Origin of the sequence: Bacillus sp. NPDC077411, assembly GCF_044543425.1 — a bacterium.
Taxonomy (GTDB): Bacteria; Bacillota; Bacilli; order Bacillales; family Bacillaceae_G; genus Bacillus_A; species Bacillus_A bruguierae.
On record NZ_JBITWA010000011.1, the window covers coordinates 35,815 to 48,456 of the forward strand.

Sequence of the window (12,642 nt, forward strand, 5' to 3'; positions counted from 1 at the left end):
ATGCTCTTGTCCCCCCTAAAAAGAAAGGAGGTTTTTATGTTGTTTTTTAACTTATATATAGATTTATGCTTCTCAACAAAATATCTTAGAGGGCAAGGGATAAAAATTAGTTTCAATACAAGAAAATATTTTTTATTTTTTTGTCACAAATAACTAGTTTGTGGTTTCTTTATAGTGACAGTAGCTAATAAGGAGGAAAAAACGAGTGGAGGTGAAAGCTTCATTGTTAAATATATATGAACAAGATTCAGTTTCCAATATACAGTTTCAAGATGTATTTAAAGAATATTATGCTCACGTTGTGAGACAGATTATGAGGATTGTGCGAGATCAAGCAATTGCTGAAGATTTAGCACAGGAAGTATTTTTGCAATTATATCATACAGAATGGAAACAGATTGAAAGTGTATCAGCATGGCTTGCAAAGGCATCCATTTATGCAGCATATAACTATTTGCGATCTGAAAAAAGGCATCAAGCAAGAATCGAAAAAGAAGCAAATTATAAACAGTCAATTAGTAGTCCATCATCGGAAGAACAATGTATTCAAAATGAAGAAATTACTCGCGTACAAAGTACATTAAAAGAGATGGATGAGCGTGAACGGACCCTCTTATTAATGAAGTTTTCGGGGTTTCAATACAAAGAAATAGCGGAGGCTACCCAGATGGAAGTATCCTCGGTTGGAACATTGCTAGCACGAGCGAAAGCAAAATTCCGGAAAATGTATAGAGGGATGAAGGAGGGATAACAAATGAAATGCCAAGATATTGGATTTATTCAGTCATACTTAGATGGAGAGTTAAACCGTGATGAAAGAAAGCAATATATTCAGCATCTTGATCAATGTAAAGCATGTCAACAGAAGTTAGAAGAAGTGAGCAAGCTTAATCAATGGGAACAAGTGATATTAAATGATGAATTTGCAAACTTTAGTCAAGAAATTGATATCGATGTTGACCAAGCTTGGAAAACCTTTGAACAAAATATCCGAACTCATAAAACAGAAGAAATAAACAGTGAAGAAAGCAAAAAGAAGGGAAGATGGCATAATATGAAGAAATCATCTAAACGTTGGATTACCGGAGCAGCAGCAGCGGCAATTGTGTGTGTGTCTTTAACAGTTCCAGAAGTACGGGCAGGAGCAAGTAACTTGTTATCGATTTTTCGAGTAAAGGATGTGCAATTAGTTCAACTTACCGAGTCGGACTTACATGAAATTGAAGGATGGATCTCTCATATGGAAGAAGGAGAGAAGTCCATTAAAGGAATTGGGAAAATAGGAATCAAAGATAACGGAAGTAAAAAAGATGCTCATTTTCAGTCGGAACAGCAAGCGAGAGAAGCTGGATATGCTGTTCCAAAAGTACCAAATGGATACCATGTAACGAGTGTAGATACGAACCCGTCATTTATTATGCAATTTGAACTCGATACAGAAAAAGCTAATAAGTTGTTGAAACAACTACAGAGCAATACGCAGTTTGAAAGTGCTTTGAATGGCAAGCAGTTTTCAATCACAGTTCCAGAATCAGTACGTACACAAATAGATGTTGAGGGCAATCGAACATCAAGTGGTTTTTCTTATAATGTGATTGATGCACCAAAAATTTCTGTTCCAGAAGGTGTAGATGTTGCGAAATTACAAAAAACAGTTTTAGAGCTTCCGATTATTCCTGGGAATGTAAAAACACAGCTTGCAGGTATTCAAGATTGGACACATACATTGCCGATTCCTTATGTAGCAAAAGATGCAAAAGCATCAGAGACAAAGGTTCAAGGAGTGAAGGCGGTTTTATATAGTACGGATTATGAAAATGTGCTTGTGTGGGAAAAAGAAGGGAAATTGCATATGATTGAGCAACATAAAGAGCAGGGGAAAGATACGAATGCAAACGATCTTATTAAACTTGCAAATGAACTAAAATAATGATTGAACAAGAGCGGCTCCGCAAAAAGGGGCGGCTCTGTTCCTGTATGGAGCGGAGGTAAAACATGAATCAAGACTGGATTATTCAAACGAAGAACTTAACAAAACAATATAATGGAAAAGGCGGTATCAAAAGCATTTCATTAGATGTGCCGCGCGGTACTGTATTCGGATTTATAGGTCCTAACGGTGCAGGAAAAAGTACGTTTGTGCGAACGATGCTTGGGTTAATTTACCCTGATTCTGGAACAGCACAAATGTTAGGGCAACCGATTGGGACGATTGAATCAAAACGGCGCATTGGCTATTTACCTGAACTGTTTCGCTATCCTGATTGGCTGACTGGTTGGCAGTTACTTGAAACGCATGCAAAGTTATGCGATCTTCCTTTTCGGGAGCGGAAAGCAAAAATGAATGAGGTTATTGAAAAAGTAGGTCTAAAGGGAAGGGAGAAAGAAAAAATTCGCGGTTATTCAAAAGGAATGCAGCAGCGTATCGGGCTTGCTTGTGCTCTGCTTTCTGATCCTGAATTGATTTTCTTAGATGAGCCAACATCAGCACTTGATCCAATCGGGCGAAAAGAAGTACGTCATTTAATGGAAGAGCTTCGTGACCAAGGGAAGACCGTATTTTTAAATAGCCATCTATTAAATGAAATTGAACATGTATGTGATCACGTGGCGATTATTAATAAGGGAGAGTTAATTGTACAAGGAGATTGGCGCTCATTGATGATGATTCAAACGGAAGTTGAAGTAACACTTGGTGAAAAGAGCGAATTATTCTTTAAACAACTGCCTTCGTTTATTAAAAATGTAAGGAAGATAGAAGAACAGCAAAATCGTAAGCGCTGGATTATAACGCTGCAACAAGAAGATGACATTCCTAGATTGTTAGAAGCATTTGTATCACTACACATTCCTGTGTATCAGCTAAATCCGGTTCATCCGCATTTGGAAGATGTGTTTATGTACTGGGTAAATAAGAAAGAGGGGACGCAGCATGTGGACAATCGCCAAATTATCATTTAAAGAAATTCTGTTAAAACGTATTTTTACCATTACGTTATGTATGACATTTGCCTTTTTAATATTTTATGGAGTGGCCATTCATTATGCCGTCAGTGAAATCCTTCCAGGAGAATCTAGCGGTATTTCGTCAGCTCAAGACTTTATGAGTAAGAGTTTCTTTTCTACACAGCTTCTTGGAGTGGGGTTGTACTTTTCTTCGTTTATCACAGCGTTATTAGCTATTTTAAGTAGTGTTGGCAGCATTGCCAATGAAATTGAAAGTCATCAAATTGATACGTGGCTAACGAGACCAATTTCACGCTTTTCCTTTTTAATGGGGAAATGGATCGGCTTATGCTTGTTACTGATTGCGTACGCAGTTTTCCTGTTTATAAGTATCGTGCTTATCCATCAAACAATGGGAGGAAGTACGTTTCATTTAGATTTCACAGCCGCGCAGATTATAAAAGCATTGGCTCTTTTCTTGCTACAGCCTGTTATTTTAATTAGCATCGCGATCTTACTAAGTACGCGTATGGCAACACTAAATGCTGGCATTGTGTTAATTATTTTATACGGAACTGGATTTATTGGCGGATTTGTTGAACAAATCGGTACATTGGCACATAAAGCAGCACTTGTGAACATGGGTATAATTGCAAGCCTTGTATTCCCAATCGATACAATGTATCGTAAAATGACAATCTATTTATTTGATTCATCAGACAATCCTTTATCAATCGCCTCACAAGGCGTGTTCGGAAGTGTTTCAACACCGAGTAACATGATGGTTGTTTATGCTGTTTTATATGTGTTAGCAGCTATTTTTATAGCGATGCGTACATTTAAATCACGTGATTTATAAGGAGATGAAAAAATACTGACGGAAGACTCACTTTATATATTATAGTTAAAGCTCCTTCAATTGTAGAGAAGGAGCTTTAATTATGAGCTTTTTGTTTATTTTTTCGTAATACAATAGCCATGATTAGCAACATAACGCCTAATAAACATGTGAATATTGGATAAAGTAGAGGAAAGAACATGCTTGGAAATCCTTGCATTATGTCTGAATGATGTCCCATCGACATTAAACCTGTATGCGAGAAATTAATAAGTTTTACACCAAGATTATGATTGCTTCTTTCGTTATAAGTGAAGCGTTCTTCGAAAGAAGTACCATCTTGATTGATGCGAATAATTTTCCATTTTCTTTTTTCCATAGGAGCATTGTCATCTGTTAATCTCTGCACAAAATAAACTTGCTGTTCATCAGTTCGTTTGTTTTTTACGGTTAATATATCTAACCATGAAAAATACTTTCCACCTTTTTGTCGATTTGAGAGCCATATCTCATCAGGGGTAGAAACCTCTTTATTATTTATAAAAAGATGAATTTTAACGATTTCACCAGGAGGAACGTTGTCTTCTATGTCAAAAAAAGTGCGTGGTGCTAGTTTATTTGTTTTTTCTTCTTTTATTTTAAGGTTGATACCATTCACATTTAATTCTTGAACATCTAATGAACCTTCAAATCCATCTTTAGCTACATATGCTTCGTGTATTTCATAAGTGTTTTCTATTTTTGTAACAATCCATAACTCTCTTAGTATATGAAACATCGGAATACAAGAGAGGGAGAGTAAGATGAAAGCAAAAATAAAATAAAAACGAGCTTTTTTCATAAGTTTTCTCCTAAATATAATTATGTATATATCATTATATTATCTTTAATTTATTCTATAATATACCATATTTATAGTTAATTTTCATAAAATGGTATTTCGATGTAAAAACCCTTCGGTAATTATTTTTTTATGTTTTTACATATAAGTCGCTGCTATGCGGAATACATTATGATCTGCACTTGCTTGCAAACCATCGCATGTGGCAGAAAAAGGCCCTGACCGCTCCTACGCATGGCCAGACGCTCTCGCCCACCTAAAAAGAAAATGGTTTTATGTTAGTTTTTTAATGTGTATTTATATGGTTTACATCTCATTATCTGAATTTCATCAACTATTAATCAGTTGCCTTCTTATTTAAAAACGACTACAATTTTACTGTTATAGAGGAACGAAAAAAAGAATAGGAGGGAGACTATGCCAAGGAAAGTATGGCTATTAGTAGCTGGGATGATTATTAATGTCACGGGTGCTTCTTTTTTATGGCCTTTTAATACAATTTATTTACATGATCATTTAGGAAAGTCATTATCTGTGGCCGGAATGGTATTAATGATTAACTCGTTAACAGGAGTAATCGGTAATTTACTCGGCGGTGTTTTATTTGATAAATGGGGCGGATATAAGTCAATTTTAGTTGGAATTGTGATTACATTATTATCAATTTTAGGTCTTGTATTTTTCCATGGCTGGCCATTTTATATTATTTGGCTTGCGTTAATTGGTTTTGGTTCTGGAATGGTCTTTCCGGCGATGTATGCGATGGTCGGAACGGTTTGGCCAGAAGGCGGCCGGAGAGCATTTAATGCGATGTATGTGGGACAAAACGTTGGGATCGCCGTTGGGACGGCGTGCGGTGGTTTAGTTGCTTCTTATCGCTTCGATTATATTTTCTTAGCGAACTTTATTTTATACTTTATTTTCTTCTTAATCGCATTTATTGGATTCCGTGGTATGGAAGATAAGAAAGATAAGCGTGTAGCAGTCAAAGAAAAAACGAAAGATGGTTGGTCACTTACACCGGGATTCAAGGCGCTTCTTATTGTATGTGTAGCATATGCTTTATGCTGGGTTACGTATGTACAGTGGCAAGGAGCGATTGCGACGCACATGCAGGAACTGAATATTAGTCTTCGCCACTATAGTTTATTATGGACGATAAACGGAGCGATGATCGTTTGTGCCCAGCCATTAATAAGTATGATGATTCGTGCGATGAAACGCTCTTTAAAACAACAAATTATGATCGGAATTGGTATTTTTGCAGTGTCGTTTATCGTATTAAGTCAAGCGCAGCAATTTACAATGTTCCTTGTCGCGATGGTGACATTAACAATTGGTGAATTATTTGTTTGGCCAGCTGTGCCAACGATTGCGAATATCCTTGCACCAAATGATAAGATTGGCTTCTATCAAGGTGTTGTAAATAGCGCAGCGACTGTTGGGAAAATGTTTGGACCGGTTGTGGGCGGAGCAATTGTAGATGTATATAATATGGAAGTATTGTTTATAGCGATAATGGTAATGCTTGTAGTAGCAATTATCGCAACGAGTATGTATGATAAGAGGGTACATGTTGAAGAAACAGGAGACGAAAAAGTTGCAGTTTAGTTTGACGGAACATGTAACTTGTTTTAGAATATACTTTAAATAACTCATATGTAATAACAGTGAGAAGGAGTAGTAGTAATAGAAGCTGGTTTAGAGAGTTGACGGTCGGTGCAAGTCAATCCAAGTTTCGTTATGAACTCGCCTTTGAGTTGCAGTTGTGAAACAAAGTAGCGATTGCCGTTTATCCACGTTACGGATCTAAGCGAATGTATATTAGTGCTTGTTCAAAAAGAAGGATAAAGAAATGCGATAGCTATCTTAACTGGACGTTTTGAACATCCTTTATGACATTAATTTAGGGTGGTACCGCGGGAATATAACCTCTCGTCCCTTCTGGGATGAGGGGTTTTTTGTATTTTTGGCGGTGAAAAATATATAAAATTTGAATGGAGGGTATTTCATGAGCTTCAATCATCAAGAAATTGAAAAGAAGTGGCAAGCGTATTGGGAAGAAAATAAAACATTCCGTACGCCAGATGAAACAGACAAACCAAAATTTTACGCACTAGATATGTTCCCATATCCATCAGGTGCAGGGCTGCACGTAGGACATCCAGAAGGATATACAGCAACGGACATTTTATCTCGTATGAAACGTATGCAAGGCTATAACGTTCTTCATCCAATGGGATGGGATGCGTTCGGTCTTCCAGCTGAGCAATATGCGCTTGATACTGGAAACAGCCCAGCTGAATTTACAGAGAAAAACATTAACACGTTCCGAAACCAAATTAAAGCGTTAGGCTTCTCTTATGATTGGGATCGTGAAGTAAATACGACAGATCCAAACTACTATAAATGGACACAGTGGATCTTCTTAAAACTATATGAAAAAGGTTTAGCTTACGTTGATGAAGTACCAGTAAACTGGTGCCCGGCACTTGGTACTGTACTTGCGAACGAAGAAGTAATCGATGGCGTGAGTGAGCGCGGCGGACATCCTGTTGAGCGTCGTCCAATGAGACAATGGATGCTGAAAATTACAGCTTATGCAGATCGTCTTCTAGAAGATTTAGATGAGCTTGATTGGCCAGAGAGTTTAAAAGATATGCAGCGCAACTGGATTGGCCGTTCTGAAGGTGCTGAAGTTCACTTCGCTATCAACGGTACAGATGAGAAATTTACTGTATTTACAACGCGCCCAGATACATTATTCGGTGCAACATACTGTGTGCTTGCTCCAGAACACGCACTTGTTGCAGAAATTACAACAGCAGAGCAAAAAGAAGCAGTAGAAGCTTACGTTGATTCTGTAAAAGCGAAAAGTGATTTAGAGCGTACAGAGCTTGCGAAAGAAAAAACAGGTGTATTCACAGGTGCTTATGCGATTAGCCCAGTAAACGGTGAGAAATTACCAATCTGGATCGCTGACTATGTACTTGCAAGCTACGGAACAGGTGCAGTAATGGCGGTTCCGGCACATGATGAGCGCGATTATGAGTTTGCGAAAACATTTGAACTGCAGATGAAAGAAGTTGTAGAAGGCGGAGACATTACGAAAGAAGCACATACAGGTGATGGTGCACATATTAACTCTGCATTCTTAGATGGATTAAATAAAGAAGAAGCGATTGCGAAAATGATTGAATGGCTTGAAGTAACAAGCGCAGGAAATCAAAAAGTAACGTACCGTCTTCGTGATTGGTTATTTAGCCGTCAACGTTACTGGGGTGAGCCAATTCCGATTATCCACTGGGAAGACGGCACAATGTCAGCTGTGAAAGATGAAGAATTACCATTAGTTCTTCCAAAAACAGAGAACATTCGTCCATCTGGTACAGGCGAATCTCCACTTGCAAACATTGAAGAGTGGGTAAATGTGGTTGATCCAGTGACTGGTAAGAAAGGTCGCCGCGAGACAAATACAATGCCGCAATGGGCAGGTAGCTGCTGGTATTACCTACGCTACATGGATCCAAACAACAGCGAAGCACTTGTAGATCCTGAAAAAGTAAAACAATGGCTTCCAGTTGATATTTATATCGGCGGTGCGGAGCATGCGGTACTTCATTTACTATATGCACGCTTCTGGCATAAAGTATTATATGATATTGGCGTTGTTCCAACGAAAGAGCCATTCCAACAACTATTTAACCAAGGTATGATTTTAGGAGAAAACAACGAGAAAATGAGTAAATCAAAAGGGAACGTTGTAAACCCTGATGATATCGTAGCAAGCCATGGTGCAGATACACTTCGTCTATATGAAATGTTTATGGGACCATTAGATGCTTCCATTGCTTGGTCTGAAAATGGCCTTGATGGAGCTCGTCGTTTCTTAGACCGCGTATGGCGTCTATTTGTTCAAGATAATGGTGAACTAAACGAGAAAATTACTGATGCACCAAACAAAAATCTTGAAAAAGTATATCACCAAACAGTGAAGAAAGTAACAGAAGACTATGAAGAGCTTCGCTTTAATACTGCAATTTCTCAAATGATGGTATTTATTAACGATGCATATAAAGCAGAAACACTTCCAAAAGAATATGTAGAAGGTTTCGTGAAAATGTTAGCGCCAGTTGCACCACACGTTGCGGAAGAACTTTGGAACAAGCTTGGATATAACGAAACAGTTTCATATGTAAGTTGGCCAACATTTGATGAGTCTAAACTTGTAGAAGATGAAGTTGAAATCGTTGTTCAAGTCATGGGTAAAGTACGTGCGAAGCTAACAATGAAAAAAGACGCATCAAAAGAAGAAATGGAACAACTTGCACTTGAAGCAATTAAAGAACAAATTGAAGGGAAAACAGTTCGAAAAGTAATTGTTGTTCCTGGAAAACTTGTAAATATCGTAGCAAACTAATGAAAAAGGGCACCTATTTTTAGGTGCCTTTTTTCGCATATTAAAGCGGAATTATAGTATAGACAAACACCTATTTCTCTTTTTGCAATATGATAACATCGACACATTAAATCGTGAAGAAGAGGTGAACCGAATGAATTATTATGAACAACGCCAAATGCCTAGTCCATACGGTATGGGGGTATTTCCTCCAACGCAAGTAGGACATTATCCACATGGAGGCTATCCTTATGGTTATCATCATGTGGGGTATCATCCATATCATCATCATTATCCACATCATCACCATGGCTATCAACATGTTATTTATCATCCGCATCATCATCACCATGGCCATCATTATGGCATGCCGTATCAAGGCCAATAAAATGTAAAATTTATCAACTATGTAAAATCTCCTTCTATGCAAGGAGATTTTTTATTTGGGAATGATAAAGAAGAAGGGGGTGTTACATATGGGTAAAGGAAGAAGTAATAATACTGGTCAAAGACAGCCTAATTTCGATGCAAATGCTTCGAAAGGAAAGCAACCCCAAATGGGAGATTCGAAAAAGAAATAGAGAAAAGGAGCCATTTAACAGGTGGCTCCTTTTCAAATGGAAATCATATATTATTTTTTTGCTTCTTGACGTTGACGCTCAATTTCTGCACGAAGTTGTGGTTCTGGCGCTTCCCATCCTTCAGGTTTTAAAATTTTGCCGTCACCTTCGCGGAAGCGTGGTTTACCGTCTGGGAATAATTTTGCCATGTTTGCATTGTTTACAATTTCAAACCCTTTATCAGGACGAACACCCATTTCGGCAAACGTTCCGAATGCAAAGTAAATTAAGTCAATTAGTGCATCATACTGATCTTCTACTGTGTTTGCTTCTAAGAACTCTTCTAGTTCTTCTTGCATGAAGCTTGCACGAATTTTTGCACGCTCTTCTGTTAATTTTGTTGGTGTATCTGCAACAGGGTGACCAAATACTTCATGCATTTTCGCAACAAGTTCGTACCCTTTATCTAAACCTTTTTCGATTGTCATGTTGTTTCATCCTTTCTCGTTCTTTTCCGATTGTTATTGTAACATGATTTAGGTTAGGGCAGTGTATATTCTACTTTTGCAAATGTTATTCTTTCTTTTCTGTTAAGGATAGCGCGATATCTATTCCAAGCATTCCAATGATAAGTATCGGTACTGTCACAAGGAGATAACGTGTAAAGGAAGCGTTTTTTAAATATGTATGAGCAAATAAAAAGACAGTACAAAAGAGAATGATATGTAATATAGGCTTTATTAATTTTTTAGGCATGAGATTCCCCCGTTTCAACTCTTAACTTTGAGTATAGGGAATAAAATGAAATATGAAAAGCCATTTTGCGTTTGATCCTCTAACCAGTTTTTATTTCGGGAAGAGGATCAAATGTTTTACTCAATAACTCCTGAATTCGTAATATCGACCGTATATTTTACCTTTACTGGAACGTCTTTGTACATTTTTCGCCATTCTTTTAATTTGAAAGGCTTATAGTGTTGTTTAAATCTTGCACCTAAAGCAAGCGAGTCTGCACCTAGTGATTGAAGCTTTTTTACTAATTTTGCTCCATCTGCATTCAAGTTCTTTTCAATGTCTTTTCGTATTTTTTCTACATTTTTTTTGTTTTCTAAGTTCGTATGTTTCGAAATCTCTTGAATACGCGCTGCCATTTTTACGTGAATAATAAAGGAAGGTTTTCCGCCTTGTACATATACATGATAAGAAGGGGAAGAACGAATATTGTTAATTATCGTATAGCCTAACTTTGTTTTAAATTCATGTGATTCCATTTGACTTTTATCGAGTAGCGTTTTAAAAAGAAACATATCTTTTTCTTCTACTTTTCCCACATATTTATCTTGTTTGAAAAGAGCCACACTAGTAATTTTAATGCTGTTCTTTTTCTTTTTTAATATAGGCATATACGTATCTTGACCTTCACGATAATACCGGAAAGTTTGCATGTATAAATTATCTTTTGGTACGTCACCTGATTTCATATTCTGTTCCAACATTTTTTTAATATAGATTGCTACGTTAGAAGCAGTATTGTATTTGCCTGATAAAAGTTTCTCACCTTCGTCATTGCCGCCTCCTTCAAGGATACCAACATATACTAAGTTCCCGATATTTACATCACGAAGAAGCGTATCAAATACACCAGAGAGGCCTTTTTTAGCTAATTTTTCTGTGAAAAGAGTAACACGTATTTGTCCGCTTGCAAGAGGTTGTCCCGATTCTAAAGAGGTTGTTGTTTTCACTTGTTTAATTGTATTTCCGTAGCCTTGAAGTACTTGTACTTTGTTCCCTTTTCTTTGAATTGGACAAACGTAAGTCACTTGTAATCTTTCACGGTTTGAATCTGTATTTGGAGCGACATCGAAAACAGCACCTTGAATGAGGCTAATGTCGTCAATGATACTTTTGGGGACACATGCTGTTGTAAAAAGTAAGCAAAAACTAAAAAGGAATATTACTTGTTTCTTAATGTTTTCCATTTCTTTTTCACCCACATTATAAGAAATAAGATTGGGATGTACACAAAAACAATCCAAAAGCTTCCTTTTGAGACTTGACTAATAAAATTATTAATGTCATGCCGTTCTGTTAGGAGTTGTGAAATAATGACAGTTATGAATAATAAAGAAATTAATATATACTTTTGTTTTACATGAAAGACTTCGTATAATCCTCTCGTTGCAGCCCATAATGGTAAGATAATACTTGTAATGACAATGAGTGCATAGCCTGAAATCGCAATATATTCTAGACGCTCGATGAAAGGAAGATGAATGACTTGTGTGATAGAGAGCTGTGACCAAATTGTTTTGGACAATTGTTTTTCGCTAAAAAAGGCAAAAGCAAGGATTGTACTTAATAAATATAAAAAGTTAGAAAATAAAACACCATATTGTGCAAATTTATGAGATTTCTCAGGCGTTTTGACAAATGGATACATCATCAAAATAACTTCAAAACTAATCATTGTATAAGTTGATGCTTGAGCTGCTTTTAAAATATCTCCAAAAGAATGTGAAAATACAGGCAATAGGTTTCCGAAATTTCCATATTTAATGACCACAAATAGCAGCATGATATATCCGCATGTAGCGACGACAGAAACAACACAAATTCCGGTCATAACCCGAAAGCCGGATGAAATAATATAATAGCTAAGTATGGATAAAAAGATTGTTAATTTCCATGTAGCTGCCGTTGGGAACATCCAAACTTGAATAATTTCTACGTACGTGCGCATAACGGAGACGCTGATAAGAAAGAAATATGCCATGAAAATTACATTGCATGCATTGCCTATCCACTTTCCAAATAGATGTTGATGTAATGTAATCAAATTTCCATTTATACTTTCTAATAAACGGTATATCATCCACATAAGAATATGAATGATTATACCTGCAATAAGAACCCCCATCCATGCATCGTATCCGGCAGCTTTTGCAATAACACGTGCAAATCCAAGAACACCAACACCGAATTGCGCGCTATGGACTAAGAAAAAAACAAAAATGGGAGATACTTTATAGTTGGTTTTAACTGTACTCATATGCGCTCC

General features: G+C 36.9%; 12 protein-coding genes and 1 other annotated feature. Of the genes, 7 read left to right on the top strand and 5 right to left on the bottom strand.

Going from position 1 to position 12,642, the window contains the following annotated elements:
- Nucleotides 1-223 precede the first annotated feature (223 nt).
- The 4 genes from ACIGHG_RS14965 to ACIGHG_RS14980 all read left to right on the top strand — a co-directional run bounded on the left by ACIGHG_RS14965 (nt 224) and on the right by ACIGHG_RS14980 (nt 3,805).
- Nucleotides 224-751 (top strand): RNA polymerase sigma factor SigX, encoded by a 528-nt coding sequence (locus tag ACIGHG_RS14965; protein ID WP_336471393.1) that lies wholly within the window; start codon nt 224-226, stop codon nt 749-751.
- 3 nt (nt 752-754) lie between these two features.
- The gene (locus ACIGHG_RS14970; protein WP_396549167.1) at nt 755-1,930 is read left to right on the top strand and encodes an anti-sigma factor family protein; all 1,176 of its coding nucleotides are present in this window, start codon (nt 755-757) and stop codon (nt 1,928-1,930) included.
- Between the two features lie 65 nt (nt 1,931-1,995).
- Nucleotides 1,996-2,961 (top strand): ABC transporter ATP-binding protein, encoded by a 966-nt coding sequence (locus ACIGHG_RS14975; RefSeq protein WP_396549169.1) that lies wholly within the window; start codon nt 1,996-1,998, stop codon nt 2,959-2,961.
- Nucleotides 2,933-3,805: an ABC transporter permease gene (locus ACIGHG_RS14980; RefSeq protein ID WP_396549171.1), complete on the top strand. Its 873-nt coding sequence runs from the start codon at nt 2,933-2,935 to the stop codon at nt 3,803-3,805. The genes ACIGHG_RS14975 and ACIGHG_RS14980 overlap by 29 nt, the downstream gene beginning before the upstream one ends.
- A 76-nt stretch (nt 3,806-3,881) precedes the next feature.
- On the opposite strand, the gene ACIGHG_RS14985 is transcribed toward ACIGHG_RS14980, so the two are convergent.
- Nucleotides 3,882-4,625, bottom strand: a complete 744-nt coding sequence (locus tag ACIGHG_RS14985) for a hypothetical protein (protein ID WP_396549173.1) — start codon at nt 4,623-4,625, stop codon at nt 3,882-3,884.
- A 417-nt stretch (nt 4,626-5,042) separates the two neighbouring features.
- On the opposite strand from ACIGHG_RS14985, the gene ACIGHG_RS14990 reads away from it, so the two are divergent.
- From ACIGHG_RS14990 to ACIGHG_RS15000, 3 genes are all read left to right on the top strand, one after another.
- Complete coding sequence (locus ACIGHG_RS14990; protein ID WP_396549175.1) at nt 5,043-6,236, top strand: MDR family MFS transporter; 1,194 nt, start codon at nt 5,043-5,045, stop codon at nt 6,234-6,236.
- Between the two features lie 50 nt (nt 6,237-6,286).
- Nucleotides 6,287-6,571 (top strand) — a binding site (T-box leader).
- Nucleotides 6,572-6,636: 65 nt separating this feature from the next.
- Nucleotides 6,637-9,045, top strand: a complete 2,409-nt coding sequence (gene leuS, locus ACIGHG_RS14995) for a leucine--tRNA ligase (RefSeq protein WP_396549176.1) — start codon at nt 6,637-6,639, stop codon at nt 9,043-9,045.
- An 82-nt stretch (nt 9,046-9,127) separates the two neighbouring features.
- On the top strand, nt 9,128-9,412 hold the full coding sequence (locus ACIGHG_RS15000) for a hypothetical protein (protein ID WP_396549178.1): 285 nt from the start codon (nt 9,128-9,130) through the stop codon (nt 9,410-9,412).
- Nucleotides 9,413-9,655: 243 nt separating this feature from the next.
- Here the strand turns inward: ACIGHG_RS15000 and ACIGHG_RS15005 are convergent, their stop codons facing one another.
- From ACIGHG_RS15005 to ACIGHG_RS15020, 4 genes are all read right to left on the bottom strand, one after another.
- Nucleotides 9,656-10,072, bottom strand: a complete 417-nt coding sequence (locus ACIGHG_RS15005) for a pyrophosphohydrolase domain-containing protein (protein WP_336470854.1) — start codon at nt 10,070-10,072, stop codon at nt 9,656-9,658.
- Between the two features lie 85 nt (nt 10,073-10,157).
- The gene (locus ACIGHG_RS15010; protein WP_396549180.1) at nt 10,158-10,340 is read right to left on the bottom strand and encodes a hypothetical protein; all 183 of its coding nucleotides are present in this window, start codon (nt 10,338-10,340) and stop codon (nt 10,158-10,160) included.
- Between the two features lie 116 nt (nt 10,341-10,456).
- Nucleotides 10,457-11,563 carry a Ger(x)C family spore germination protein gene (locus ACIGHG_RS15015; RefSeq protein WP_396549181.1) on the bottom strand — a complete coding sequence of 369 codons (1,107 nt, stop codon included), beginning with the start codon at nt 11,561-11,563 and terminating at the stop codon, nt 10,457-10,459.
- Nucleotides 11,539-12,633, bottom strand: a complete 1,095-nt coding sequence (locus ACIGHG_RS15020) for a GerAB/ArcD/ProY family transporter (protein ID WP_396549183.1) — start codon at nt 12,631-12,633, stop codon at nt 11,539-11,541. Before ACIGHG_RS15020 ends, ACIGHG_RS15015 begins: the two co-directional genes overlap by 25 nt.
- Nucleotides 12,634-12,642 lie beyond the last annotated feature (9 nt).

Coding starts and splice junctions, on each gene's coding strand:
- ACIGHG_RS15015 (WP_396549181.1), bottom strand. CDS start 11,563: ATGGAAAACATTAAGAAACAAGTAATATTCCTTTTTAGTTTTTGCTTA.
- ACIGHG_RS14990 (WP_396549175.1), top strand. CDS start 5,043: ATGCCAAGGAAAGTATGGCTATTAGTAGCTGGGATGATTATTAATGTC.
- ACIGHG_RS15020 (WP_396549183.1), bottom strand. CDS start 12,633: ATGAGTACAGTTAAAACCAACTATAAAGTATCTCCCATTTTTGTTTTT.
- ACIGHG_RS14980 (WP_396549171.1), top strand. CDS start 2,933: ATGTGGACAATCGCCAAATTATCATTTAAAGAAATTCTGTTAAAACGT.
- ACIGHG_RS15005 (WP_336470854.1), bottom strand. CDS start 10,072: ATGACAATCGAAAAAGGTTTAGATAAAGGGTACGAACTTGTTGCGAAA.
- ACIGHG_RS14970 (WP_396549167.1), top strand. CDS start 755: ATGAAATGCCAAGATATTGGATTTATTCAGTCATACTTAGATGGAGAG.
- ACIGHG_RS14975 (WP_396549169.1), top strand. CDS start 1,996: ATGAATCAAGACTGGATTATTCAAACGAAGAACTTAACAAAACAATAT.
- ACIGHG_RS15010 (WP_396549180.1), bottom strand. CDS start 10,340: ATGCCTAAAAAATTAATAAAGCCTATATTACATATCATTCTCTTTTGT.
- ACIGHG_RS14985 (WP_396549173.1), bottom strand. CDS start 4,625: ATGAAAAAAGCTCGTTTTTATTTTATTTTTGCTTTCATCTTACTCTCC.
- leuS (WP_396549176.1), top strand. CDS start 6,637: ATGAGCTTCAATCATCAAGAAATTGAAAAGAAGTGGCAAGCGTATTGG.